The sequence below is a fragment of the Nocardioides sp. URHA0032 genome (assembly GCF_000620645.1).
In the GTDB taxonomy this organism is placed as follows: domain Bacteria; phylum Actinomycetota; class Actinomycetes; order Propionibacteriales; family Nocardioidaceae; genus Nocardioides.
Genome location: NZ_JIAV01000014.1, coordinates 250672 through 276721, shown reverse-complemented (window position 1 = coordinate 276721; position 26050 = coordinate 250672). Strand labels below are relative to the sequence as shown.

The following is a 26050-nucleotide window of genomic DNA, read 5'->3' as shown; positions in this document are numbered from 1 at the left end:
CCTGCGGGACGCTACGTCGGGCGCCGCGCCGCCTCGCTCAGCGCAGGAACCTCGGCGTCCGCACCACCAGCTCGACGTTGCGCGCCGTGCGCGCGCCCCGGCGGTCGCGGTTGCGCTCCTGCCAGTCGTTCGCGGCGAGCTCGCGGGACAGCGCCGCGAGCTGGATCGGCTCGTCGAGCTGGTCCGGCGACCACGCGGTGGGCGCGGCGTGGTCGAGCATCGTGCAGAAGATCGAGAGCGTGTCGTCCTTGTTGTCCGCGATCTCCACGACCCGGCCCTGCTGCGGCCAGTCGATGTGGGAGGCGGTGTTGACCTCCCAGAAGCCGTTGACGACCTGCCCCTTCCGCTTGCGGACGTGCGCCTTGATGTTGTTCGTGTGGGTGTGGCCGTTGATCCAGGCGATCACGTTGTCGTGCTTCAGCAGCTCCGCGACCAGTGCCGTGCCGAGGACCCGCGGGCCGGGGTCGACGTCGCCCTCCAGGGTGTTGACCATGCTCCACGACGGGTGGTGGCTCGAGAAGACCAGCAGCTTGCGCTTCGACGACGCGATGACGTCCTTGATCCAGGCGAACTCGGACCTGCTCAGCGAGCCGTCGTCACCGCCGTTCGCGTTCACGGTGTCCATCACGACGAAGCGGACCAGGCCCTTGTCGAAGGTGTAGTACGCCGTGCCGTCGGCGCGGTTGTCCTCGGTGTAGCCGTGGCCGACGGGGAAGCCGGTCGTCGTGAAGTGTTCGTCGACGATCTCGGCGGTGCTCAGCTCGCGGCGGTTGGGGTCGGCGGTGACGGTGAGCTTCTTGGTGCTGAGCGTCTTCTGGTTCCCGGTCGCCCGCGACTGGCTGGAGTCGTCCGGATGGTTGTTGCCCTGGACGAGCTTGTCGTGGTTGCCGATCACGCTGTACCACGGCATGTCGAGCCCGGTGGCGTCGAACGGCGCCCGGGCCTTGGTGAGCAGCCCCGGGATGGTCGGGTAGCCGTACTTGGTGCGCGGGTCGTCGTCGACCAGCCCCGCCGGCGTGCCCTCGGGATGCCAGAACATCACGTCGTACAGCGCCGGGTCGGTCTCCGCGACGCTCTCCGTCCTGGTGTGGTCGCCGGAGTCCGGGGTGATGGCGCCGCCGTCGAGGATGTCGATGTTCCAGCGGACCTCGTTGTACTGCGCGTTGTCGGCGTTGTCGCCGGTCTGCAGCGTGAACGCGATCGGCTTGCCGGTGGCCGGACCGTTCTTCACGGCGTTGATGCCCTGGACCATCGACTCCGCGACGTGCAGGGTGAGGAACTCCTGCGGGCGGTACGCCGAGCTGCTGAACGACTCGGCGTTCTCGACCCGCATCGGGGACTCGGAGTCGACGAGGTGGACGTCGCTGACCTGGGCGAACGCGACCAGCGGCTTGCGACGCTTCGCGCGGCCCCGCTTCGGCTTGGTGCCGAGGTCGGAGCGCACCAGCCACGACTCACCCGCGGCGGTGACGACCGGGCCGTACCCGCCGGCACCCGGCGTACCTCGGACGAGCACCGCCTGGCGCGTGGTCAGGGCGCCGCCGTCCACGCGTCCGACCGGGTGGACGGTGCCGGCGACGGCAGCGGCGGAGAGCCCGCCGACGCCGCTCAGGACGGTGGCGCTGCCGGCTACGGCGGCGGAGGAGCGGAGGAGGTCGCGACGAGAGATCTGCACCGCGTCAATCTAGGGTTCGCCGCGCGTTCACGTCCCCGGAATGAGCAGGTTCACGGCCTCGGCGGGGGAGTCGACGAGGTGGACCCGGCCCTCCATCGGCCGGCCGCGCGCGAGCCGCTCGAGGAGCGGCCACGCCGGGAGTTCCTCGGTCCAGTACGCCGCGCCGACCAGCACCATCGGCGCCACCGTCGCCGCGTCGGCGTAGTAGTTCTCGCAGGCATCCTGGAACACCTCCTGCACGGTGCCGCCCACGCCGGGGAGGAACACGATCCCGGCGTCGCAGACCTGGAGCAGGATCGCCTCGCGCGTGGAGTTCCTGAAGTACTTCGCGATCGCCGACGCGAAGGCGTTCGGCGGCTCGTGGCCGTAGTGCCAGGTGGGGATGCCGAGCGTGTCGACCTCGCTCGGGAACCGCTCCCGCACGTCGAACGCCCGACGTACCCATGCGTCGACCGACGGGCGGTACGACGGCACCTCGGCCAGCATCGCCAGAGCCGCGTCCAGGTCGTCGGGACGGTCGCTGAACTGCGCGCCGAGGTTGGCCGCCTCCATCGCGCCCGGGCCGCCCCCGGTCGCGACGACCAGGCCCCGGCCCAGCCCGGCGCCGAGGCGGGCGGCGTCGGCGTACGCCGGTTGGTCGCGCTCGAGCCGGTGCCCGCCCATCACGCCGACCAGCCGGCGACCGGACACCCAGTCCTCGAGCGCGACGTCGATCGCGTGGTCGTGCAGCGCCCTGGCCAGCGCCGCGTCGCGCGTGAACGGCGACCCCGACCAGGCGTGGGCGCGGGCGTCCAGCGAGTCGGCGTACCGCTCGGTGTCGTAGAGCTCGCGCGCTGTGTAGAGCGCCTCGCGCGTGGTGTCGACCGGGATCTCCGGGTGGTCGGCGAACCACTGCTCCACCCCGAGCTCGGTCGTCGACGGCACGGCGCGTGGCTTCACGCCGCGACAGTAGTCTCACGGGGCCGGTGCCGACCGCGTCCAACCCGTCGTCGGTCGAGCAGCCGAGACCCGCTGGGGCGGCTCTCGTCGGTGGTCGAGTAGCCGTCGCGAGGGACGAGCGGCGGCGTCTCGAGACCCGGTGGGGCTCTCTCGTCGTCGGTCGAGTAGCCGTCGCGAGGGACGAGCGGCGGCGTATCGAGACCCCGTGGGACAGGTCGGTCTCGATACGCCGGTCGCGAGCTCGTTCCTCGCTCGCGCGGCTACTCGACCTGGCTGCTGATTCCCAGCCCTCGCAGGCTCGGGCTGGGGCAGCTCAGAACGCGTGGGACATCAGGTCTCCGAAGAGGTCGTGCTCGTCGACCGCGAGTCCCCGCGCGCGGAACCACGAGCAGACGTTCGTGCAGTCGCGCAGCAGGAAGTCCATGCCCTCCGGGTTGCCGACCAGGTCCACCATCTGCGGCAGGTCGATCACGACCAGCTGCTCGCCGGCGGCGAGGATGTTGTACGGCGACAGGTCGCCGTGCACCAGTCCGTGTCGCGCCAGCTCGGAGAGGAAGTCGCGGACCTGGTCGAAGTACGAGGCCAGCAGGTCCTCGCCGGGCCGGGTCTGCGCCAGGCGGGGCGCCGTCTCGCCGTCCACGGTGATCCACTCCATGAGGAGCTCGGTGCCGTCGATCTGGACCGGGTAGGGGACCGCGAGACCGAGCCCGTGGCAGCGCACGAGCGCCTGCCACTCGGCCCACGCCCACTGCCCGGCGGCGACCGCCCGGCCGTGTGCGGACTTGCGGACCATCGCCCGGTTGTCGCGGCTGTTGCGGACCTTCCGGCCGGCCGTGTACGCCGCGGATCGGTGGAAGTCGCGGTGGTCCTCGCCGCGGTAGCGCTTGGCGACCATGACGACGGACTCACCGGGGGCGTCGCTGCCGGGGACCGCCCGCTCGAGCAGGAACGCGTCGGCCTCCTTGCCCGTCTTGAGGATGCCGAGCTCGGTGTCAACCGCGGCCTGCGAGGTCACCACCCAGTCGGGGCGGGGCTCCGGGCCGCGGCAGAGCGGCTCCACGCTGAGCCAGGTCGACCAGCGCTGGCCGTCGCCGACCTCGTCGTAGGTCTGGAACTCGAAGACGAAGGTGGGGTCGAGATCAGAGGTCTCGGAGAAGTCGTGGGACATCGGTGGTGGTGCTCCAGGTGTGGGAGAGGAGGCGGTCTGCGGACAGGCCAGCAACAGTCGTGGACATGTCGCGCCTCCTCTCGTGGAGCACCCGGCCGGTCCGGACGCTGGTGCGATCCTTCCGGCCCGGCCCGGGACGGGCAACCGAATTACGCCGCTACGCCGCGACACCGCCGGTCGCGACGGTCGGGATGGCCAGCTCGACGACCCGGTCCCACGCGTCGTCCACGTGGACGACGCTGCGGCCCATCCGGTGCAGCAGGCTGGCGGCGATGCCCGCGCGGTAGCCCGACCGGCAGTGGACCCAGAGCTCGCCGGACGGCAGGTCCCGGCCGCGGACGTCGACGTCCTGCACCGGGACGTGCAGCGCGCCGGGCAGGTGCCCGGCGTCGAACTCGTGCTGCTGCCGCACGTCGACGACGACCTTCGGTCCGGCCGCCTCGAGGTACTCCTGCCACCCGGCGCGGCGGTACGTCGCGGTGAGCGCCGACCCGGTGTCCAGCACGTGCGTGTCGGGCCCGTCGATGCCGATCGCCGCCAGGTCGGTCAGCGCCCGCTCGATCTCCTCGGGCCGGTCGCACAGCAGCACCAGGTCGTCGTGCCACGGCACCAGCCAGCCGACGTACGTCGCGAACTGGGTGCCGTACTCCACGCTGACCGTCCCCGGCAGGTGTCCCCGGGCGAAGGCATCGCGGGACCGCAGGTCGATGACCCACACCCCGGCGAGCACGGCGTCGGTGACCTGCTCGGCCGTCACGGGACGGGCCGGCCGGGGGAGACCGGCGCCGGCGGCGGCCCGGTTCAAGGGGGCCATGTGACCGTAGTACGACGGGACCGGTCCGAACCCGGCGACCAGCTCGGCGACGAACCGCTCGCGGTTGGTGGTCAGCGCCGGGTTGGTGCGCAGTTGGTCGCCGACGGTCCGGCCGCCGTCCGTGGCCGGTGCGGCCGCGCAGAAGCTGCCGAAGCCGTGGGTGGGGTGCAAGGTCGTGGCCGGGTCGAGCGCACCGAGCAACCTCGCGCTGGCCCACTGCTGACGCGCGAGGTCGTGGGTGAGCCGGTCGTCGACCAGGTCCGTCCGGCCGACGGTGCCGCGCAGCAGGCTGCCGCCGCTGAAGAGCGCCGCCGGATCGGTCGGCTCGTCGTGGTGGCGGACCAGGAAGGCCTGGTGGTGACGGGTGTGGCCGGGCGTCGCCACGACGGTCACGTCGAGCCGCCCGACGGGGACCACGTCGCCGTCGCGGACCCCGACCCGCTCGAAGCGGACCGGCTCGTCGGCGGCGAGGAGGTAGTCGGCGCCGTGCCGCCGGGCCAGCGCGAGCGCCCCCGACAGGTAGTCGTTGTGCACGTGGGAGTCGGCCACCGCCGCGATCTCGACGCCGGCCGCCTCGGCGGCGCGCTCGACCACCGTGACGTCCCGGGGCGGGTCGACGACCAGGGCGCGCACCCCGTCGTGGACGAGGTGGGAGCGGTTGCCGAGCTCCGGGATCTCCAGCGTGACGACCTGCATCGGCGTACTCCTTCTTCTTAAAGTCGAGTGACTTACTAAAGTTATAGCATGCCGAGGTGACCCGACGCCGCGTGCTCGCACTCACTGTCGCCGCCGGTCTGGCGGTCTCCTCGCTGGCCGGCTCGCCGGCGTCGTACGCCGCCGCGCCGCACGGCGCCCCGGGGATCGGTGACCCGTACTTCCCGCTGGACGGGAACGGCGGGATCGACGTGCAGTCCTACGACATCCACGACCGCTACCGCTTCGCCTCCGGGCGGCTCTCCGGGTGGACGGCCCTGCGGTTGACCGCGACCGAGGCACTGTCCGGGTTCGACCTCGACTTCCTGCTGCCGGTGTCGCGGGTGGAGGTCGACGGGCACCGCGCCCCGTTCGACCAGACCCACCACGAGCTGTCGATCGACGCTCCGCTCGCGGACGGCGAGTCCGCGCGGGTCGTCGTGCGCTACGCCGGCGCGCCCGGCCACTACTCCTACGCGGGCGAGAGCAACTGGCTCGCCGACCGGCACGAGGTCGTCGCGATGAACCAGCCGCACATGGCGCCCTGGTGGTTCCCCGCCAACGACCACCCGCTCGACAGGTCGACGGTGCGGATGTCGATCACGGTGCCGAAGCAGAAGCAGGTCGTCGGGAACGGCCGCCAGGTCGGACGCACCGTGCGGCGCGGCCTCGCCACCACGACGTGGGAGGCGGGCGAGCCGATGGTGCCCTACCTCGCGTTCTTCGCGGCCGGCTCCTACGAGATCGCCAGGGGCCACGCGGGCGGACGGCCCTGGTACGTCGCGGTCTCGAAGGGCCTGGGCACCACGTCGCGGCAGGTGGCCATGGGGCTGATGAAGCAGACCCCGACGCTGCTGCACTGGCTCGAGGGCGTCATCGGCGACTACCCGTTCGCCGAGGCCGGGGGGCTGACCACCGCGCTGCCCGTCGGCTTCGCGCTGGAGAACCAGACCCGCCCGACGTACCCCTTCATGGGCGACAGCCCCGGCGCCGTGCGGACCGTGGCGCACGAGCTCGCGCACCAGTGGTTCGGCGACTCGGTCGCGGTCCGGGGCTGGACGGACATCTGGCTCAACGAGGGCTGGGCGACCTACTTCGAGAACTTCTACACCGAGACGCACGGCGGTCCGACGACCGATGAGCTGATGCGCGACGAGTACGGCGACATCCCTGCCGGCGACGCGTTCTGGAACCACGAGGTCGCGGACCCGTGCCCGGACCACGAGGACTGCGTGGGGCCGATCTTCGCGTCGTTCGTGTACGACCGCGGCGGGATGGCGCTTGCCGCGCTGCGCAACCGGATCGGCGACCAGCACTTCTCCGAGCTGATCCACCAGTGGGTCACCGACCACCAGGGCGGCAACGGCGACACGACCGAGTTCGAGACGCTTGCGGAGTCGGTCAGCGGCGCGGACCTGACCGGCTTCTTCGACGCCTGGCTGCACTCGGACTCGAAGCCGGCGGACACCGCGGCCAACGGCCTCGGCTGACGGCTATCCGAGGAGCGGCGAGACGACCTTGGCGGCCAGGCTGGGGAGGCGGGTCACCGACTCCTCGGCGTCGGCGAGCGTCATCGCGCGCAGCCCGGCGTTGATGCCCAGCCAGCGCAGCGGCTCGCGCTCCCAGGCGGGGGACCGGTGCCCCACCCAGGGCAGCCGGGTGAGCTCGGTGTCGCGCTCGAGGACCAGGTCCCGCAGCGTGCGGCCGGCGAGGTTCGTGGTGCTCACCCCGTCCCCGACGTACCCGCCGGCCCAGCCGACGCCGGTCTCGCGGTCCAGGCCGACCGAGGCGCACCAGTCGCGGGGGATGCCGAGCGCGCCGCCCCATGCGTGCGTGACACGGGTGCCGCCCTCGAGCGCCGGGAACAGGTCGATGAGGGTGGCGTAGAGACGCGCGAACACCTTCTGGTCCTGGTCGAACTCCGGGTTGGTGCGCGATCCGAAGTGGTACGGCGCGCCCCGGCCGCCGAACACCAGCCGGTCGTCGGCCGTGCGCTGCCCGTAGACGATCAGGTGCCGGTGGTCGCTGAACGTCTCGCGCCGCGCGAGCCCGATCTCGTCCCAGGTCGACGCGGAGAGCGGCTCGGTCGCGATCACCAGCGAGTAGACCGGGATCATCGCGCGCTCGTGCCCGGCCAGCGTCGCCGTGTAGCCCTCGGTCGCCCGGATCACCGTGCGCGCCCGGACGTCGCCGTCGGCAGTGTGCGCCCGGCCCGGCGCGATGGCGTGCACCCGCGTGCGCTCGTGGATGGTGACCCCGCGGCGCTCGACCGCGTCGGCGAGCCCCCGCACGAGCTTGGCCGGATGGATCGCGGCGCAGTCGGGGGTGTACGTCGCCCCGACCGTGCGGGTGCCGCGCAGCACGGCCTGCGCCTCGGCCTTGCCGAGCAACCGTAGGTCGTCCTCGTCGCGGTCCCACGTGCGGGCCTCGGCGACCTCCCGTCGTGCCCGGCGCAGCTGGGCGCGACTGCGGGCTAGCACGATGGTGCCGCCCTTGGCGAGATCCGCGTCGATGCCCTCGGCAGCCGCCGCGCGAGCGACCTCGTCGACGGTCTCGCGCATCGCCCGGTGCTGCGCGAGCGCGCCGTCGCGGTCCGACATCCCTGCCAGCGTCGACAGCGACGCGGGGAAGAGGGCCGAGCACCAGCCGCCGTTGCGGCCGGACGCGCCGTACCCCGCGGTCTCGGCCTCGAGCACGACGATCCGCAGGGACGGGTCCGCCTCGGCGAGATAGTACGCCGTCCACAGGCCGGTCAAACCGGCTCCCACGATCGCCACGTCGGCTTCCGTGTCCCCACGCAGGCCGGCCCGGGGCGACCAGTCCGTGATGACCGTGTCGTGCCACAGCGAGAGGCGCTCCCAGTGCGGGTCCTTCTCCGTCAGGTTCAGCGGACACCCCACGAGTAGGTCTGCTTGCGCAGTCGCAGGTACATGAAGGTCTCGGTCGCGGCGACCCCCTCGATCGCGCGGATCCGCTCCGAGATCAGCTCGAGCAGGTGCTCGTCGCTCTCGCAGACGACCTCGACGAGGAGGTCGTAGGAGCCCGCGGTCACCACGACGTAGTCCACCTCGTTCAGCTCGGCGATCTTGTCGGCGATCGGCTCGAGGGCGCCCGTGACCCGGATGCCGACCATCGCCTGGCGGGCGAACCCGAGCTCCAGAGGGTCGGTCACCGCGACCACCTGCATCACGCCGCTCTCGATCAGCCGCTGGACCCGCTGGCGGACGGCGGCCTCGGAGAGCCCGACCACCTTGCCGATCGCGGCGTACGAACGGCGCCCGTCCTGCTGGAGCTGCTCGATGATCGCCTTGGACACGTCGTCGAGCTGCGTCGCGGGACGTCCGGGCTTCCTGGTCATGGGCGTGATGGTTCCCCATCGGCGCAGGCGGGTCAAAGGTCTTCGCGGCGTGTGGACAAGCGATTTCGTTGCGAGCGTGTTTCGGATCGACGGTTTCGCTTGTCGCGAGGGCGTCCACGTGACACGATCCGAGGGATCCAGCTGCCTTCGCGATAGGAGCCGCATGACCGGACTGACCCGCAGGGGACTGCTCCACGGAGGCGGCGCCGTTGCCTTCGCCGGCGTCAGTCTGGCGGCGCTCAAGCTCCCGCTCTTCGGCGTCTCCGGTGCCAAGCAGGTCCCGGCAGACTGCCGGGCGACCGACCTCTCGGACACCGAGAAGAAGGTCATCGTCTCGAACTGGCCGGCGTACATCGACCCGCGCAAGAAGTCGACGTCGACCGCGTCGGTGTTCACCGAGCGCACCGGCATCGAGGTCGACTACACCGACGACATCAACGACAACGCGGAGTTCTTCGCGAAGGTGAAGAACCAGCTCGGGTCCTGCCAGACCATCAACCGGGACATGATCATCATGACCGACTGGATGGCGGCCCGGATGATCGGGCTGGGCTGGATCCAGCCCCTGGATGCGGACAAGATCCCGAACGTCCACAAGAACCTCATCGAGCCACTGCGCAACCGGCAGTGGGACAAGGACCTGAAGTTCCACGCACCGTGGCAGGCGGGCCTGACCGGCATCGCCTACAACGCCGCGAAGGTGCCGGAGGTCAAGAGCTTCGAGGAGCTGCTGACCCGCTCCGACCTCAAGGGCCGGATGACGCTGCTCTCGGAGATGCGCGACACGATGGCGTTCATGCTGCGCGTCGTCGGCGCCGATCCCGACAAGTTCACCGACGCGGAGTGGAGCAAGGCGATCGACCGGCTCCAGGAGGTCGTCGCGAGCGGCCAGGTCCGGTCGTTCACCGGCAACGAGTACATCCAGGACCTCGCGGCGGGGAACATCGTCGCCTGCGAGGCGTGGTCCGGCGACGTGATCCAGGCGCAGTTCGACAACCCCGACATCAAGTTCGTCACGCCCGAGGAGGGGCTCTCCCTCTGGGCGGACAACATGATGGTGCCGAACCTCGCGGAGCACCAGGCGAACGCCGAGGCCTGGATGAACTACTACTACGAGCCCGAGGTCGCGGCGAAGCTCGCCGCCTGGGTCAACTACATCTGCCCGGTCGAGGGGGCGAAGCAGGAGATGGAGAAGATCGATCCCTCCCTCGTCGACAACAAGCTGATCTTCCCGGACAACGAGGACCTCGTGGACGCGTTCGACTTCATGCCCCTGACCGACCAGCAGTCCCAGCAGTACGAAGGAGACTTCAACGATGTCATCGTCGGCTGACGTGGCGCAGGAGCGGAGGGCGCCGGCGCGCGCGTCCTTCGACGGACTGCGGCTCGAGAACCTCACCAAGTCGTTCGGCGCCTTCACGGCGGTCGACGACCTCGACCTCGACGTACCCCGGGGCTCGTTCTTCGCCCTCCTCGGCCCGTCGGGGTGCGGCAAGACGACGACCCTGCGGATGGTCGCCGGCCTGGAGACGCCCACCTCGGGCGGGATCACGCTGGCCGGCCAGGACATCACCTACGCGAAGCCGTACAAGCGCCCGGTGAACACCGTCTTCCAGAACTACGCGCTCTTCCCGCACCTCGACATCTACGAGAACGTCGCCTTCGGCCTCAAGCGGCGCAAGGCCGGGAACGTCGACGCGCAGGTCAAGGAGATGCTGTCCCTGGTCGAGCTCGACAGCCAGACGCGCAAGCGGCCGGCACAGCTCTCGGGCGGCCAGCAGCAGCGGGTCGCGCTGGCCCGGGCGCTGATCAACAAGCCCGAGGTGCTGCTGCTCGACGAGCCGCTCGGCGCACTCGACCTCAAGCTCCGGCGCAACATGCAGATCGAGCTCAAGCGGATCCAGACCGAGGTCGGCCTCACGTTCATCCACGTGACCCACGACCAGGAGGAGGCCATGACCATGGCCGACACGGTTGCGGTCATGAACGCCGGCGTCATCGAGCAGATGGGTGCTCCCGAGGAGCTGTACGAGAACCCGCGCACGACGTTCGTCGCGAACTTCCTGGGCCAGTCGAACCTCATCGAGGGCACCATCAAGGGCCGCTCGGGAGACCTGGTCACCGTCGACATGCACGGGATCGACGTGTCGGTCCCGGCGGCCCGCTCGCACGCCGACGGCGACAAGGGCTGGATCGGCATCCGCCCGGAGAAGGTGCTGATCGGCGACCCGGGCGAGCAGCTCGATGCGCCCGGCAACTCGGTGCCGGGGGGTGTGGTGAGCGATGTCAGCTTCGTCGGGGTCAGCACCCAGTACCTCGTCCGGATGCCGTGGGGCCAGGAGCTCCAGGTCTTTGCGCAGAACACCGGCCACCGGCGGATCTATCGCTCCGGCGAGCAGGTCGACCTGTCCTGGCGGCCGGACTACGCCTTCCTCCTCGATGCCAGCCAGGACGCCAGGGCCGGGGCCCAGGAAGGCACGGACTGATGGCGAGCACCGCCGGCACGGCGCCGGTGACGACCGCTCCCGCCTCCGACGACTCGAGTCGGCGCCGCGGCCTCACCGGCTACGTCCTGCTGGTGCCGGGAGTCGTCTGGCTCGCGCTGTTCTTCGTCATCCCGTTCTACTCGTTGGTCGCCACGAGCCTGTACGACCCGGGCGGGTCGGTGTTCAGCGGCTACGAGATGAGCTACCAGTTCTCCAACTACTGGCACGCGATCCAGGACTACTGGGAGCCGCTGCTCCGCTCGCTCTGGTACGCCGGGCTGGCGACGCTGATCTGCCTGGTCCTCGGCTACGTGCTGGCGTACGCGATCGCGTTCAAGGCCGGCCGTTGGAAGAACCTCATGCTGGTGCTGGTCATCGCGCCGTTCTTCACCAGCTTCCTGGTCCGCACGCTGTCGTGGAAGCTGATCCTGGCCGACGGTGGCCTCATCGTGAACTCGCTGCAGGCGGTGCACCTGCTGGGGCCTGACGGCCGGCTGCTCGCCACGCCGTTCGCCGTGATCTGCGGCATCGTCTACAACTTCCTGCCGTTCATGGTGCTGCCGCTGTTCGCCAGCATCGACAAGATCGACCACCGCCTGATCGAGGCGTCGAGCGATCTCTACGCGAACCCGTTCGTCGGCTTCTGGAAGGTGACCTGGCCGCTGTCGCTGCCCGGTGTCGTCTCCGGCACGCTGCTGACGTTCATCCCGGCGGCCGGCGACTACATCAACGCCCAGCTGCTCGGCAGCCCGAACCAGCGGATGGTCGGCAACGTGATCCAGAACCTCTTCACGCAGGCCAACGACTACCCGGCGGCCGGTGCCCTGTCGATGATCCTGATGATCCTGATCGTCGCGATGGTGCTGTTCTACGTGCGCCGGGCCGGCACGGAGGAGCTCCTCTGATGCGGTGGCTGCGCGATCACCTGGTGCTGATCCTCGGGATCCTGATCCTGCTCTACACGTTCGTCCCGATCTTCGTGGTCGTCCTGATGAGCTTCAACGACCCGAGCAGCAAGCTCATCTACCGCTTCGACGGCTTCACCCTGCACAACTGGCTGAACCCGTGCGAGCCGGAGGGCATGTGCCACGCGCTCGGGACGAGCATCCAGATCAGCCTGCTGGCGACCATCGGCTCGACGATCCTCGGGACGCTGATGGCCTTCGCCCTGGTCCGGCACGACTTCCTCGGCAGGTCCTCGATGAACCTGCTGATCTTCCTGCCGATGGCGACGCCCGAGATCGTGATGGGCTCCTCGTTGCTCGCGCTGTTCGTCGCCGCGGGCTTCGCCGGCCAGCTGGGCTTCTGGACGATCCTCATCGCGCACGTCATGTTCTGCCTGTCGTTCGTCGTCGTCACGGTGCGCGCCCGCCTGGCGGGCATGGACGACAACCTCGAGCAGGCGGCGATGGACCTCTACGCGACACCGCGGCAGACGTTCTGGCGGATCACGTTCCCGCTGGTCTTCCCGGGCATCCTGGGCGCGGCGCTGCTGTCGTTCTCGCTGTCCTTCGACGACTTCATCGTCACGAACCTCAACGCCGGCAACACCACGACGTTCCCCATGTACGTCTGGGGTGTCGCCCAGCGCGGCATCCCGATGCAGGTCAACGTCATCGGCACGCTGATGTTCATGGTCTCGGTGCTGATCGTGGTCGGCAGCGAGGTCAACTCCCGCCGCCGGACCGCCAAGCTCGCCACCCGTTAGCCGAGTCGGCGCAGTCTCAGTCTCGAGCGATGCCGAGTCGGCGCAGTCTCAGCTGAGACTGCGCCGACTCGGCGAGGCGTTTCAGTCGCAGGTCGGCGTCCTGGTGGTGACCGAAGACGTGCTCACGGCGGAACACCTCGATCTGCCAGCGCTCCACGTCGATCAGGTGCGCCCGCCGTACGGTGTCGTGCTCACGTTGCTCCGGGCTCGAGTGCCACGCCTCGCCGTCGTACTCCGCGCCGATGCCGAGCTCCTCGAGACCCATGTCGATGTAGTACAGGACTCGTTCGCCCACGACCACCGGGATCTGGGTGCGCGGAGCGGGCAGTCCGGCGTCGTACCAGCGAAGCCGCAGGGCTGACTCGCCGAACGACTGGGAGCCGGGGTCGGCGAGCGGTGCGAGCACGCGGAGGAGGACGACGCCGCGCCGCCGGTTGAACCGGGGCACCTCAGCGAGCAGCTCGTCGTGACCGAAGGCGCCGAGCCCGAGCATGCTGTCCATTCCGTGCAGCCTCAGGTCGCGCGTGGGCTGCAGGCGTCCGAGATCGAGCGCTGTTCGCAACGGCGTCGTGACGGTGAGGCCGTGGAGCTGCATCAGGTCGTGTGGCGCGATCTCGCGTTCGCCACTGTCGGTCAGGGAGTTGCGGAGGCGGCCACCATCGCTGGGGCGGAAGCAGCAGAGGGCTGGTACGGCGAGATGCTCGCCCGGCCCCAGCGCCCGGTCTCCGGCGTGCAGCCACGCCGCGGTCCGATCACAGATGAAGCAGTCCGGTGGTACGACGAGGCGCACCACGTCGCAGCGCATCGAGATGGTGTCGGGCACCGCCGCGTCGACGTACACCCCGGCCACCGGGCGCCGCAGGGCGCCGGCCCGCGTCAGGTACGACAGCGCCTGGTAGCTGAGGCCGGCCGAGCGGGCCGTTGCGGTCGTGAACGGCAGACCCCGAGGGAGTCCGTCGAGGCGGTCCAGCCATCTCTTCGTCATGCATCTCGCCTGCCCCTCCCGGGGCACCCGTCACCACGGAGCGTCGTCGCCTGTGGATAAGGGCTGAGACTGCGCCGACTCGGCGGGCGGCGGGAGTGAGACTGCGCCGACTCGGCGGGCGGCAAGACTGAGATTGCGCCGACTCGGCCTAGAGGAGCGACCAGGCCTTGTCGAGGACGACGCGGAGGACCTGCTCCATCTCGTCGAAGTGCTGCTGGTCGCAGATCAACGGAGGAGAGAGCTGGATGACCGGGTCGCCGCGGTCGTCGGCGCGGCAGTAGAGGCCCTCGGCGAAGAGCTGCTTGGAGACGAAGCCGAACAGGATCCGCTCGCACTCCTCGTCGGTGAAGGTCTCGCGGGTCGCCTTGTCCTTGACGAGCTCGATCCCGTAGAAGTACCCGTCGCCACGGACGTCGCCGACGATCGGCAGGTCGCGCAGCCGCTCGAGGGTGGCGCGGAAGGCGTCCTCGTTGCTGCGGACGTGCTCGAGGATCTTCTCCTCCTCGAAGATGTCGAGGTTCTTCATCGCGACCGCGGTGGAGACCGGGTGGCCGCCGAAGGTGTAGCCGTGCGCGAACATCGCGCCGTCCTCGAGGAACGGCTCCATCAGCTCGTCCGAGGCGATCATCGCGCCGAGCGGGGCGTACCCCGAGGTGATGCCCTTGGCGCAGGTGATCATGTCCGGCTCGTAGCCGTAGCGCTCGGCGCCGAACATGTGGCCCAGCCGGCCGAAGGCGCAGATGACCTCGTCGGAGACCATCAGGACGTCGTACTCGTCGCAGATCTCGCGGACCCGCTGGAAGTAGCCGGGCGGGGGCGGGAAGCAGCCGCCGGCGTTCTGCACCGGCTCGAGGAAGACGGCGGCGACGGTGTCGGGGCCCTCGTTCTCGATCGCGACCGCGATCTGGTCGGCGGCCCAGCGACCGAACGCCTCGGGGTCGTCGCCGAACAGCGGCGCCCGGTAGATGTTGGTGTTCGGCACGCGGAACGTCGAAGGCACCAGCGGCTCGAACTGCTGCTTCAACGGCGGCAGCCCGGTGATGGACAGCGCGCCCTGGGTGGTCCCGTGGTAGGCGATCGCCCGCGAGATCACCTTGTGCTTCATCGGCCTGCCGGTGAGCTTGAAGTAGTTCTTCGCGAGCTTCCAGGCGGTCTCGACGGACTCGCCGCCGCCGCTGCTGAAGAAGACGCGGTTCAGCGAGCCGGGCGCGTAGCCCGCGATCCGCTCGGCGAGCAGGATCGCGTTCGGGTGCGCGTAGGACCACAGCGGGTGGAACGCGAGCTCCTTGGCCTGCGCGGCGGCCGCCTCGGCGAGCTCGGTGCGGCCGTGGCCCAGCTGGGACACGAACAGCCCGCCCAGGCCGTCGAGGTAGCGCTTGCCCTGGGCGTCGTAGATGTAGGCGCCCTCACCGCGGACGATGATGGGCACGTCGGCGTTCTCGTACGACGAGTGCCGCGTGAAGTGCATCCACAGGTGGTCCTTCGCGGCGCGCTGGAGGTGCTCGTAGTCCGGTTGAGTGTCCGAGTGCATGCCTCCATGATGCTCGGTCGGCTACGCGAATTGCAAGTGAATCCGTCGCCTGAAGGGGTGATTTGCGCGGAATCCGTCGTGATCGGCGTGACAGGATGTGCGCATGACACGGTACGGCGCGCAGTTCGGCCCCGACATCACCTTCCTCGGGGTCGACCCCGTCGACCTCGACGACGCCGAGGCGCTGGCGGCCGCGGACGTGGTGGTCGTGGGTGCGCCGTTCGACGGCGGTACGTCGCACCGGCCCGGCACCCGCTTCGGGCCGATGGCGATCCGGCAGACCGACTACCTCCCGCAGGACGGCTCCCGCCCGCACCTCGCGCTGCGCGTCGACGCGCTCCGGGACCTCCGCGTCGTGGACGCCGGCGACGTCGAGATGCCGCCCGGTGAGATCGAGCGCGCGCTCGGCGCCCTCGAGCAGGCGGTCTACCGGGTCTCCGCCGCGGGCGCGATCCCGCTGGTCCTGGGCGGCGACCACTCGATCGCGCTGCCCGACGCGACCGGCGTCGCCCGCCACCACGGCTACGGCAAGGTCTCGATGATCCACTTCGACGCGCACGCCGACACCGGTGACATCGAGTTCGGCTCGCTCTACGGCCACGGCCAGCCGATGCGCCGGCTGATCGAGTCCGGCGCGCTGCGCGGGGACCGCTTCCTCCAGATGGGCCTGCGCGGCTACTGGCCCGGCCCCGAGACGCTCGACTGGATGGCCGAGCAGGACATGCGCTCCTACGAGATGACCGAGATCGGCAAGCGCGGCCTCGACGCCTGCCTCGACGAGGCGTTCGAGATCGCGCTGGACGAGTGCGACGCCGTCTTCCTCTCGGTGGACATCGACGTCTGCGACCCGGGCCACGCACCGGGGACGGGTACGCCGGAGCCGGGTGGGCTCTCCAGCCGCCAGCTGCTCGACGCCGTACGCCGGATCTGCCGCGAGCTCCCGGTCGCCGGCATCGACGTGGTCGAGGTGTCGCCGCCGTACGACCACGCCGAGATCACGGCGTACCTCGCGAACCGCGTCTGCCTCGAGGCCCTGTCCGCGCTGGCTGCGCGCAGGCACGGCATCTCCCACGACCCGGCGGGCCCGCTGCTGGAGGGCCGGTGAGCATCCTCTTCCGGGCCGGTGCCGTCTTCGACGGCCGCCGCCACCTCGGTCGCGCCGACGTCCTCGTGGAGGACGGCCGGATCGTCGCGGTCGGCGAGGGGCTGTCCGGCGACGAGGTCGTCGACGCCCCCTTCGTCTCGCCCGGGTTCACCGACGCGCACGTGCATCCGATCCAGGGCGGCCTCGAACGGCTGCGCTGCGACCTCTCGGAGCACGAGACCCGCCAGGAGTACCTCCGCGCGATCAGGGAGTACGCCGACAGCCACCCCGACGTCGGGTGGATCCTCGGTGGCGGCTGGGCGATGCCGGCGTTCCCCGGCGGCACGCCGACCGCGGCCGACCTCGACGGCGTGGTGGCGGACCGGCCGGTGTTCCTGCCCAACCGCGACCACCACGGCGCGTGGGTCAACAGCCGAGCGCTCGAGATCGCGGGCATCGCCGAGCACACGCCCGACCCGCCGGACGGCCGGATCGAGCGCGACGCCGACGGCCGGCCGAGCGGCACCCTGCACGAGGGCGCGACCGCGCTGGTGTCGCGCCACCTCCCGCGCACGACCGGGGAGGACTACTACGCCGCGCTGATGGCCGGGCAGTCCTACCTGCACTCGGTCGGCGTCACGTCCTGGCAGGACGCGATCGTCGGCGCCTACTCCGGCATGGACGACCCGGCCTCGACGTACCAGACCGCGGCTGCCAACGGCGACCTGAGGTCGTACGTCGTCGGCGCGCTCTGGTGGGAGCGGCGGCTCGGCATCGAGCAGGTCGCCGACCTGGTCGGCCGCCGGGAGACGATGAGCAGCGGACGGTTCCGCGCGACGACCGTGAAGATCATGCAGGACGGCGTCGCCGAGAACTACACGGCCGCGATGCTCACGCCGTACCTCGACCGGTGCGGCCACCCGACCGACAACAGCGGTCACTCGTTCCTGACCGCCGAGGCGATCCGCGACGCCGTGCAGGCGCTCGACGCTGCCGGGTTCCAGGTGCACGTGCACGCGATCGGCGACCGCGGCGTGCGCGAGGCGCTCGACGCGTTCGAGGGCACGTCTCCCGAGCGGAGGCACCACGTCGCGCACCTCCAGGTGGTGCACCCCGACGACGTACGCCGGTTCGCCGGGCTCGGCGTCGCCGCGAACCTGCAGATGCTCTGGGCCTGCCTCGACGAGCAGATGGTCGAGCTGACGATCCCGTTCCTCGGGGCGGAGCGGAGCCGCTGGCAGTACCCGTTCGGCGACCTCGCCCGCGCGGGCGCGCGGCTGGTGGCCGGCAGCGACTGGCCGGTCAGCACCCCCGACCCGCTCCAGGCGATCCAGGTCGCGGTGACCCGGGTCGAGCCGGGAGCCGGTGCCGCGCCGTTCCTGCCCGAGCAGGCGCTGACGCTCGAGCAGGCGTTCACGGCCTACACCTCGGGGTCGGCGTGGGCGAACCACCGTGACGACGCGGGCACCGTCTCGCCCGGGACGGTCGCGGACCTCGTCGTGCTCGATCGCGACCCGTTCGCCGGGGCGTCCGAGGACACCGGATCCGCGCGCGTGGTGTCCACCTGGATCGACGGAAGTGCTGTCTACGAGGCCTGAATCAACGAAATCCGCGCGCGAACGCCGCGAACCCCTACAGATTCCGTTGCGGCATCACTAGGCTCGCCCGCATGGCCGACCAGACCTTCAAGAACGTCATCAACGGAGAGCTCGTCGACAGCGTGTCGGGGGAGACCTACGACATCGTCGACCCGACCACCGGCGAGGTGTACGCGCAGGCGCCCAAGTCGGGTGACGAGGACGTCGACCGGGCGTACACCGCGGCTGCGGCCGCGTTCGAGTCGTGGGGGAGCAGCACGCCCAAGGAGCGGTCGGAGGCGATGCTGAGGATCGCCGACGCGATCGAGTCCCGGGTCGACGAGATCAACGCCGTCGAGTGCAGGGACACGGGCAAGCCCGTCCAGATCACGCTCGACGAGGAGATGCCGTACGCCTCCGACCACTTCCGGTTCTTCGCCGGCGCGTCCCGGATCCTGGAGGGGCGGTCCGCGGGCGAGTACATGGCCGACCACACCTCGTGGGTCCGCCGCGAGCCGGTCGGCGTCGTCGGGCAGGTGACGCCGTGGAACTACCCGCTGCTGATGATGATCTGGAAGATCGCCCCGGCGCTCGCCGGCGGCAACACCATCGTCCTCAAGCCGAGCGACACGACGCCGGCGAGCTCCACGCTGCTCGCCGAGCTCGCGCAGGAGTTCCTGCCGCCCGGCGTCCTCAACGTGGTGACCGGTGACCGCGACACCGGCCGCGCGCTGGTCGCCCACAAGACCCCGCAGATGGTCGCGATCACCGGCTCGGTACGCGCGGGCATGGAGGTCGCGGAGTCGGCCTCCCACGACCTCAAGCGCGTCCACCTCGAGCTGGGTGGCAAGGCCCCGGTGATCGTCTTCGACGACGCCGACATCGAGAAGGCCGCCGAGGGCATCGCCGGCGCGGGCCTGTTCAACGCGGGCCAGGACTGCACCGCCGCGACCCGGGTGCTCGTGGGCCCGGGCATCCACGACGAGTTCGTCTCCGCGCTCACCGCGGCCGCGAAGGGGATGCCGACCGGCATGCCCGACGACGAGAGCACCTACTACGGCCCGCTCAACAACCAGAACCAGCTGGACCGCGTCTCCGGCATGGTCGACCGGCTGCCCGACCACGCGAGCGTGCAGACGGGCGGGTCCCGCAAGGGCGACCGCGGCTACTTCTACGAGCCGACCGTGCTGTCCGGCCTGAAGCAGGACGACGAGCAGATCCAGACCGAGATCTTCGGCCCGGTGATGACCGTGCAGAGGTTCAGCGACGAGGCCGAGGCGCTCCGCTGGGCGAACGGCGTGGAGTACGGCCTCTCCTCCAGCGTCTGGACCAGGGACCACGCCCGCGCGATGCGGATGTCGCGCGGCCTGGACTTCGGCGTCGTCTGGATCAACACCCACATCCCGTTCATCAGCGAGATGCCGCACGGCGGGTTCAAGCACTCCGGCTACGGCAAGGACCTGTCCATGTACGGGCTCGAGGACTACACCCGGATCAAGCACGTGATGTCGTACATCGGTGAGTGATCCGATGCGGATCCTGCTCGTCGGTGCCGGCGGTGTCGGGTCGGCGTTCTGCGCGATCGCCGCTCGTCGCGACTTCTTCGAGGTGATCGTGATCGCCGACTACGACGAGTCGCGTGCCGAGAAGGCGGCCGCCGAGGACGAGAGGTACGTCGGCGCCCAGGTCGATGCCTCCTCGGCCGACTCGGTGGCGGCGCTGTGCCGCGAGCACCGGATCACGCACGTGATGAACGCGGTCGACCCGGTCTTCGACATGTCCGTCTTCGACGGCGCGTTCGCCGCCGGCGCGGACTACCTCGACATGGCGATGTCGCTGTCGCGGCCGCACCCGACCTCGCCGTACGAGAAGACCGGCGTGAAGCTCGGTGACGAGCAGTTCGCGGTCGCCTCCGACTGGGAGGCGGCCGGCCGACTCGCGCTCGTCGGCATCGGCGTCGAGCCGGGCCTGTCCGACGTGTTCGCGAGGTACGCCGCCGACCACCTGTTCAGCGAGATCGACGAGCTCGGCACCCGCGACGGGGCGAACCTGGTCGTGACCGACGACGAGGGCAACGAGATCTTCGCGCCGTCGTTCTCGATGTGGACCACGATCGAGGAGTGCCTCAACCCGCCCGTCATCTGGCAGGACGGGGAATGGTTCACGACGCCGCCGTTCTCCGAGCCGGAGGTCTTCGACTTCCCGGAGGGCATCGGCCCGGTCGAGTGCGTGAACGTCGAGCACGAGGAGGTCCTCCTCATGCCGCGCTGGGTGGAGTGCAGGCGCGCGACGTTCAAGTACGGCCTCGGCGACGAGTTCATCAACATCCTCAAGGTCCTGCACACCCTCGGTCTCGACTCGACCGAGAAGGTGCGGGTGAAGGGCGTCGAGGTGTCACCGCGCGACGTGGTCGCGGCCGTGTTGCCGGACCCGGCCACGGTCGGGCCTCGGATGACGGGCAAGACCTGTGCGGGCCTGTGGGTCACCGGCCGTGGCAAGGACGGCGCCGAGAGGTCGACGTACCTCTACCACGTGGTCGACAACGAGTGGACGATGCGCGAGTACGGGCACCAGTGCGTCGTCTGGCAGACCGCGATCAACCCGGTGGTGGCGCTCGAGCTGCTGTCCCGCGGGACCTGGCAGGGCGCCGGCGTCCTCGGCCCGGAGGCCTTCGACGCGGTCCCTTCCTCGAGCTGCTCACCGAGTACGGCAGCCCGTGGGGGATGAAGGAGCTCTAGCAGAGCCGGCCGGCGACGAGCTCGACCTCGACGCCGAGGCGCTCACGCGCCGAGCCCGCACGAGCGGATGCCGGAACCACGCGTCGCCGCCGGCTCCGGGCACGAGGAGCAGGGTCGTCACGGCAGGTTGACCGCCGGGCGACCCACTCGTCGTCCTACAGCTTGGCCATCTTGCTGTAGGGGCTGGTGATGCGCACCTTCTGCGAGCGGAAGTCGACCGTCACGGCCGCCGCCTCGAGTTGGATGACGCGACCCATGCCGTAGGAGTCGTGGGAGACCAGGTCGTCGACCGCGTAGACCTCGATCGTCGGCTCGGGCTTGGGCTGGAAGGGGCTGCTGGCCAGGTGTCGGCGTACCCCGGGCGAAGTTGTCATCGGCTCCAGTATCGCAGGCCTTCGGCCGTCCGGCGCAATTGTTGCGATACCGGTGTGGATCCGATTCTGCTCCGTCGTCGCGCGCGTGCGTCCTCCGGAGCCGATCGGGTCGTTCAGAAGATCGGCCGCACCCTCACGTCCGGCCAGCGCACGCGCGCCACCGCGGCCCGCGCGGCCTCGAGCCACGTCCGGCCGGACGGCTCGATCGTCAGGGTCGCCGACGAGGCGCCGGCGGCGTGCAGGGCGACCTCGCGTCCACGAGCCGTGGCGGGGACGCTCACCGTGCCGACGCCGTGCCGGGAGAACGCCGGCACCGTGATCCGCGCCGGGCCGAGGTCGCTCCGGACGACGACCCGGGTCGGCCGGTCCCGGGGGCGGTCCAGGTGCACCGCCACGGTGGCGGCCACAGGCACCAGGGGAGAGGCCGTGACGGTCGCATCCACGACCGAGACGACGGGCGGCGGGTCGTCGTCGACGACCCGGACCACGGTGCCAGCGAAGACCGTGACGTCCTCCGGTCTCTCGTCGGCGCGGTCCTGCGGGGCCCGGAACCAGAGGTGCGCGACCTGACGGCCGGCCGCGACCTCCACGCTCCCTGCCGCCGTGTGCACCCGGGTGGCCCGGGTCGTCGGCCGGTCCAGCCGGACGGTGAGCCGCACCCGGTCGCCCTCCGTGATCCGGCGCCGATCCGGGGAGACCGAGATGACCGGGACCGGCGCGGCCGGCTCACCGTGGGCGTCGAGCGAGGCGAAGCAGTAGCCCCGCTGCTGCAGGGTCGCGATCTCGTGCGGCAGCGCCCGCACCGTGGCCGGGGAGTTGGTGACACCGTCGTGCTGGAGCACGACGTTGATGCGGTGCCGCCGCACGTGACCGACGACGCCGTTCGCGATCCGGCGCGGCGACAGCCCGGTCCAGTCGCGCGAGTCGATGGTCCACAGCGTCGGCACCAGGCCCAGGCCCGCCATCACCCGCCGGACCCGGTCGTCCACGGCGCCGTACGGCGGGCGCGCGAGGTCGGTCGGCTGCACGCCCGCGTCGAGGAGCGCGTGTCGGGTGGTGACGAGGGCGTGCCGGGCCTCCGCAGGCGTCTGTGTGGTGAGGTCGGTGTGCGCCCAGGTGTGGTTGCCGATCGCGAACCCGGCGCGGTCGACGAGCCGCACCAGCTCGGGGTGTGCGGCGACCCGGTCGCCCACCATGAAGAAGGTCGCGGGGACGTCCAGCCGCACCAGCAGCCGCACCACACGCGGGGTCACCGACGCGAGCGGTCCGTCGTCGAACGTCAGCGCCACCAGCCCGCGCGAGCACGGGCGCGCCGGCGCAGCCGTCGCCGGAGCCGGCACCAGCACGGCAGCGACCAGTGCCACGAGCAGTGCCACGAGCACGAGACGCACCCTCACGAGGGTCTGACGCCCCGGCGCGGCGCACGGTTGTCGTCGCTGTCATCCGACGTCACAGGAGCGTGACGCTGGTGATGTTCCCGGGCGCGGCGCGGTGGGTACACGCCGGTCGTGGTAGCCCCCCGATGGACGAACGGCCCCGCGAGCCTGACGCTCGTCCGGCACGGCGAGAGTGTCGGCAACCTCGCGGACGGACGCGCCCGCGAGGCCGCGGCCGAGGTGCTGGACCTCGACGAGCGGGACGCCGACGTCGAGCTGTCGCCGGCCGGCCGCGACCAGGCCGCCGCCCTCGCGACCTGGCTCGAGGAGAAGGCGCCCGACGACTGGCGGCCGACGATCGCGCTGGCCTCGCCGTACCGCCGGGCCGCGGAGACCGCCCAGCACGCCCTGCGCCCGGTCGGCCTCGAGGCGGTCCTCGACGAGCGGCTGCGGGAGCGCGACCTCGGGGTCTTCGACGGACTGACCGGCGCGGGCATCCGGGCCCGCCACCCCGACGAGGCCAAGCGCCGGACGAAGGTCGGGAAGTTCTACTACCAGCCGCCGTCCGGTGAGAGCTGGGCCGACGTGGTGATGCGTGTGCGGAGCCTGCTCACCGACCTGCGGCACGGGTACGACGGCGAGCGGCTGTGGCTGTTCACGCACCAGGCGGTGATCATGGCGTTCCGCTACGCCCTCGAGCGGCTCGACGAGAAGGAGCTGCTCGACATCGACCGGACCACGCCGATCCCGAACGCGTCGTTCACCAGGTTCTGCCGCGACGGCGACCGCTTCGAGCTCGACGTCTTCGCTGACGCGCGGGCGATCGACGACCTCGACGCGCCGGTGACCCACGAGGACCCGCAGCGCGGGCGGGGCCATGACCACTGAGCTGCTCACGGCGGGAGCCCTGCGCGACTGGCCGCTGCCCGACGCCTCGGGCGGCAAGGAATCGCGCGGGCAGCTGCTCGTGCTGGGCGGCACCCGGACGACGCCGGGCGCGGTGCTGCTCGCGGGGGAGGCCGGGCTGCGTGCCGGAGCCGGCAAGCTCGCCCTCGCCACCACGGCGACCACGGCCGGCCCGCTCGGTGTCGCGGTCCCGGAGGCGCAGGTCGTCGGCCTGGACGAGGACGACGACGGCAACGTCGCGCCCGGCTCGGCGGGGGTCGTCGTCGACCGGGCCGGCCCCGCTGCCGCAGTGCTCGTCGGCCCGGGCTTCGGGGACCCCGACGCCGCGGTCGCGCTCCTGCGCCGCGTGCTGCCGCACCTCGACCTGCCCGTCGTGCTCGATGCGGTCGCGTCGGCGTACCTGACGGAGGATCCCGACGGCCTGGCCCACCTGTCGGGTCGCGCGGTGCTCACCGTCAACGTCTCCGAGCTCGCGCGCACCGCCGGCGTCGAGGAGTCCCGCGTCGAGCGCGACGTGGCCGACGTCGCCGTCCAGGTCGCCCGGCGGAGCGGCGTGGTCGTGCTGTGCGGCGGCGAGGGCAAGTGCATCGCGGCGCCCGACGGCCGCACGTGGGGTGTGGACGGGGGTGGGCCCGTTCTCGGGGTGTCCGGGTCGGGCGACGTGCAGGCCGGCATCGTCGCGGGACTGCTGGCTCGCGGGGCCGAGCCCGCTCAGGCAGCCGCCTGGGGCGGCTATGTGCACGCCCGGGTGGGCGAGCGGCTGGCGGCCGCGGTCGCCACGGTCGGCTACCTCGCGCGAGAGCTGCCGGCACAGGTGCCGGCAGCGCTCGCGGAGATCGGCTGACCTCAGCCCGACCTGGGTCCCTGTCGTCAGTCGCCCTGCGCGTCCGAGCGCACCGAGTCGACGGCCGAGCCGCTCTCGGACCGGATGCGCTCCGCGCCGCCGGTGGCGGTGTCCCTGACCTCCTGGACGGCGTCGCCCGCCGAGGCGCCGACCTGCTGGACCACGTCCCGGCCGGCTGCCTTGGCCTCGTCGAGGAGCGGGGCCGCCTTCTCCTTCGCGGTGTCGACGGCCCGGGCCGCGGCCCGGGCCTCCGCATCGGCAGCGGGGACGAGCGAGGCGAGCACCATCCCCGCTCCGAAGGCCACCAGGCCGGCCGCGAGCGGCGAGCCCTCCACCTTGTCCTGCATCGCGCCGACCGCGTCCTTGGCGGACCCGGCGGCGGACCCCGCCGAGCCGGCTGTCGTGGTGCGGACGTCGTGGGCGGTGCCCATCACCCGCGAGCGCACGCTGCTCAGGCGGCTGCGGGCGGCGGCCTTGCGGCGCTCGATGATCGCCGTCGGGCTCACCCGTTCCTGGAGCGCGTCGACGTCCGCCGTCAACGCCTCCCTGGTCTCGGCGATGTTGCTGCTCAGCTCTTCTGTGCTCTGGCCCATGCCGCGTCCTCCTTGAGTGTCTGCTGCGTGGTCGGTAGCTGGGGGTTGCTCTCCCGGAGCGCCTTGTGGCCGGTGAGCGCGAGGATGCCGGCAACGGCGGCCCAGATCAGGGTGACGATCAGGAACGCGAGCTCCACGGGCATCCAGTTCTCGAGCAGGTAGACCACCGCGAACGTGGCCGAGATCAGGAGCAGGTGCCCGGCGACGCCGGCGCCGCCGAGCAGGCCCGCGCCCTTGCCGGCGCGCGCGGCCTCCTGCTTCAGCTCGGTGCGGGCCAGCTCCAGCTCCTGCTTGACCAGCGTCGTCAGGTCCTGGGACAGGTCGCCCACGATCTCCCCGAGGCTGCGCTGGTCCATCTGGTGGGGGGTCGGGTCGCTCACGAGCCAGCACCCTCCGCGCCGGGTACGCCGACCGGCTGGCCGGGGACCGGGATGGGCGTCGTCGGCGAGGCCGCCGGCGGCGGCAACGGCGGCGTCGTCGTGACCGCCCCGGTGGAGCGCGCCCCGCCGGTCGGCGCCGTCGCCGTCGCCGGCGGCGTGACGGGCGTCGTCGGCGTCGGAGCGCTGGGCGCGGCCGGAGCAAGGCTGGCCGCCGCCGCGCCGTCGGCGGCGCCACGGAACAGCCGTCCGGCGACCACGCCCGCCGCGAGGGCGCCGAGCAGGAACGTCCCCGGCCGGCGCCGCGCGAAGTCGCGCGCGTCATCGAGGAGCTGGCGCGGCTCCCGGCTCTCGAGCTGCGCACCCAGGCTCCGGGCCCGCTCGGCGACCTCGTGCGCCAGGTTGCTCGCCAGCCCGGAGCTCGGGGACTGCGACGCCATCTGCTCCAGGTCCTCGCCGAGGGTGCGGAGCGTGCCGGACAACCGGTCGCGCTGGGTGGTCGCCTGCTCGCCGAGCTGGCTGCCGACCTGGTCCACGGCGTCGCCCATCACGGAACGAGCCTGGTCGGCGGCCGTGGCCGCGACGTTCGTCGCCTCTTCCTTCGCGACGCTCGCCACGTGTCGCCCTTCGTCGGCGGCCGTCGACGCTGTCTCCTTGGCGCGCTCGGTGGCGCCGGTGTTCGTCGTCATGTGCCCTCCCATGGGTCGGATAGAGCGCAGTAGCCAGTCGTGCCCACCGCACTCTCACCCGGACGGGCGTGATTGGATCCCAGCAGATCGGCCAGAGCGTTCCCGCCGCACGGAAATGGGGGGACGGGCGTCGGT

At 71.3% G+C, this 26050-nt stretch carries 24 protein-coding genes; 11 read left to right on the top strand and 13 right to left on the bottom strand.

The features are described 5' to 3' along the window. Positions 1–37: 37 nt before the first annotated feature. The 4 genes from N538_RS0103350 to N538_RS0103335 all read right to left on the bottom strand — a co-directional run bounded on the left by N538_RS0103350 (position 38) and on the right by N538_RS0103335 (position 5292). A complete protein-coding gene (locus N538_RS0103350; RefSeq protein ID WP_028636116.1) occupies positions 38–1675 on the bottom strand; it encodes a TIGR03767 family metallophosphoesterase in 1638 nt (545 codons plus the stop codon). Between the two features lie 27 nt (positions 1676–1702). Next, on the bottom strand, positions 1703–2614 hold the full coding sequence (locus N538_RS23675) for an LOG family protein (RefSeq protein WP_231496123.1): 912 nt from the start codon (positions 2612–2614) through the stop codon (positions 1703–1705). 313 nt (positions 2615–2927) lie between these two features. Then, complete coding sequence (locus N538_RS0103340; RefSeq protein WP_028636115.1) at positions 2928–3782, bottom strand: serine protein kinase RIO; 855 nt, start codon at positions 3780–3782, stop codon at positions 2928–2930. A gap of 157 nt (positions 3783–3939) precedes the next feature. Further along, a complete protein-coding gene (locus tag N538_RS0103335) occupies positions 3940–5292 on the bottom strand; it encodes a rhodanese-like domain-containing protein (RefSeq protein ID WP_028636114.1) in 1353 nt (450 codons plus the stop codon). Positions 5293–5348: 56 nt separating this feature from the next. On the opposite strand from N538_RS0103335, the gene N538_RS23670 reads away from it, so the two are divergent. Further along, positions 5349–6779: a M1 family metallopeptidase gene (locus N538_RS23670; protein WP_051548679.1), complete on the top strand. Its 1431-nt coding sequence runs from the start codon at positions 5349–5351 to the stop codon at positions 6777–6779. Positions 6780–6782: 3 nt separating this feature from the next. On the opposite strand, the gene N538_RS0103325 is transcribed toward N538_RS23670, so the two are convergent. Together N538_RS0103325 and N538_RS0103320 are read right to left on the bottom strand one after the other, a co-directional pair. Then, a complete protein-coding gene (locus N538_RS0103325) occupies positions 6783–8189 on the bottom strand; it encodes an NAD(P)/FAD-dependent oxidoreductase (RefSeq protein ID WP_081790252.1) in 1407 nt (468 codons plus the stop codon). After that, positions 8174–8647, bottom strand: a complete 474-nt coding sequence (locus N538_RS0103320) for an Lrp/AsnC family transcriptional regulator (RefSeq protein WP_028636112.1) — start codon at positions 8645–8647, stop codon at positions 8174–8176. The genes N538_RS0103325 and N538_RS0103320 overlap by 16 nt, the downstream gene beginning before the upstream one ends. 163 nt (positions 8648–8810) lie before the next feature. Here N538_RS0103320 and N538_RS0103315 point away from each other — a divergent pair, with 163 nt between their 5' ends. From N538_RS0103315 to N538_RS0103300, 4 genes are read left to right on the top strand one after another with little or no spacing between them, the layout of a single operon-like run. Further along, positions 8811–9980: a polyamine ABC transporter substrate-binding protein gene (locus tag N538_RS0103315; RefSeq protein ID WP_036569279.1), complete on the top strand. Its 1170-nt coding sequence runs from the start codon at positions 8811–8813 to the stop codon at positions 9978–9980. Beyond that, complete coding sequence (locus tag N538_RS0103310) at positions 9964–11133, top strand: ABC transporter ATP-binding protein (RefSeq protein WP_081790251.1); 1170 nt, start codon at positions 9964–9966, stop codon at positions 11131–11133. The genes N538_RS0103315 and N538_RS0103310 overlap by 17 nt, the downstream gene beginning before the upstream one ends. Then, complete coding sequence (locus tag N538_RS0103305) at positions 11133–12038, top strand: ABC transporter permease (protein ID WP_036569277.1); 906 nt, start codon at positions 11133–11135, stop codon at positions 12036–12038. The genes N538_RS0103310 and N538_RS0103305 overlap by 1 nt, the downstream gene beginning before the upstream one ends. Continuing rightward, entirely contained in the window at positions 12038–12841 is an 804-nt protein-coding gene (locus N538_RS0103300; RefSeq protein WP_028636108.1) for an ABC transporter permease, read from the top strand. The genes N538_RS0103305 and N538_RS0103300 overlap by 1 nt, the downstream gene beginning before the upstream one ends. 16 nt (positions 12842–12857) lie before the next feature. Here N538_RS0103300 and N538_RS23665 read toward each other — a convergent pair whose 3' ends face one another. Further along, on the bottom strand, positions 12858–13826 hold the full coding sequence (locus tag N538_RS23665; RefSeq protein ID WP_051548677.1) for a type IV toxin-antitoxin system AbiEi family antitoxin domain-containing protein: 969 nt from the start codon (positions 13824–13826) through the stop codon (positions 12858–12860). Between the two features lie 148 nt (positions 13827–13974). Then, complete coding sequence (locus tag N538_RS0103290) at positions 13975–15357, bottom strand: aspartate aminotransferase family protein (protein WP_028636107.1); 1383 nt, start codon at positions 15355–15357, stop codon at positions 13975–13977. Between the two features lie 103 nt (positions 15358–15460). Here N538_RS0103290 and speB point away from each other — a divergent pair, with 103 nt between their 5' ends. The 4 genes from speB (at position 15461) to N538_RS23660 (ending at position 20745) form a co-directional block, all read left to right on the top strand. Next, positions 15461–16462: an agmatinase gene (speB, locus tag N538_RS0103285; protein WP_028636106.1), complete on the top strand. Its 1002-nt coding sequence runs from the start codon at positions 15461–15463 to the stop codon at positions 16460–16462. Continuing rightward, the gene (locus tag N538_RS0103280) at positions 16459–18039 is read left to right on the top strand and encodes an amidohydrolase (RefSeq protein ID WP_028636105.1); all 1581 of its coding nucleotides are present in this window, start codon (positions 16459–16461) and stop codon (positions 18037–18039) included. The genes speB and N538_RS0103280 overlap by 4 nt, the downstream gene beginning before the upstream one ends. A 71-nt stretch (positions 18040–18110) precedes the next feature. Then, entirely contained in the window at positions 18111–19544 is a 1434-nt protein-coding gene (locus N538_RS0103275; protein ID WP_028636104.1) for a gamma-aminobutyraldehyde dehydrogenase, read from the top strand. Next, a complete protein-coding gene (locus N538_RS23660; protein ID WP_231496122.1) occupies positions 19537–20745 on the top strand; it encodes a saccharopine dehydrogenase family protein in 1209 nt (402 codons plus the stop codon). Before N538_RS0103275 ends, N538_RS23660 begins: the two co-directional genes overlap by 8 nt. 166 nt (positions 20746–20911) lie before the next feature. Here the strand turns inward: N538_RS23660 and N538_RS0103260 are convergent, their stop codons facing one another. Together N538_RS0103260 and N538_RS27160 are read right to left on the bottom strand one after the other, a co-directional pair. Beyond that, positions 20912–21130, bottom strand: coding sequence for a hypothetical protein (locus N538_RS0103260; protein ID WP_028636103.1), 219 nt, complete (start codon positions 21128–21130; stop codon positions 20912–20914). A 113-nt stretch (positions 21131–21243) separates the two neighbouring features. After that, entirely contained in the window at positions 21244–22521 is a 1278-nt protein-coding gene (locus N538_RS27160) for a polysaccharide deacetylase family protein (RefSeq protein WP_197025222.1), read from the bottom strand. 117 nt (positions 22522–22638) lie between these two features. Here N538_RS27160 and N538_RS0103250 point away from each other — a divergent pair, with 117 nt between their 5' ends. After that, a complete protein-coding gene (locus tag N538_RS0103250; protein WP_028636102.1) occupies positions 22639–23394 on the top strand; it encodes a histidine phosphatase family protein in 756 nt (251 codons plus the stop codon). Further along, entirely contained in the window at positions 23384–24256 is an 873-nt protein-coding gene (locus N538_RS0103245) for an ADP-dependent NAD(P)H-hydrate dehydratase (protein WP_028636101.1), read from the top strand. The genes N538_RS0103250 and N538_RS0103245 overlap by 11 nt, the downstream gene beginning before the upstream one ends. A gap of 26 nt (positions 24257–24282) precedes the next feature. Here N538_RS0103245 and N538_RS0103240 read toward each other — a convergent pair whose 3' ends face one another. The 3 genes from N538_RS0103240 to N538_RS23650 are packed head-to-tail and all read right to left on the bottom strand — an operon-like array spanning position 24283 to position 25915. Further along, positions 24283–24849 (bottom strand): DUF3618 domain-containing protein, encoded by a 567-nt coding sequence (locus N538_RS0103240; RefSeq protein ID WP_028636100.1) that lies wholly within the window; start codon positions 24847–24849, stop codon positions 24283–24285. Next, a complete protein-coding gene (locus N538_RS0103235) occupies positions 24825–25229 on the bottom strand; it encodes a phage holin family protein (RefSeq protein ID WP_028636099.1) in 405 nt (134 codons plus the stop codon). The genes N538_RS0103240 and N538_RS0103235 overlap by 25 nt, the downstream gene beginning before the upstream one ends. Next, a complete protein-coding gene (locus N538_RS23650; RefSeq protein ID WP_051548673.1) occupies positions 25226–25915 on the bottom strand; it encodes a hypothetical protein in 690 nt (229 codons plus the stop codon). Before N538_RS23650 ends, N538_RS0103235 begins: the two co-directional genes overlap by 4 nt. Between the last annotated feature and the right edge of the window lie 135 nt (positions 25916–26050).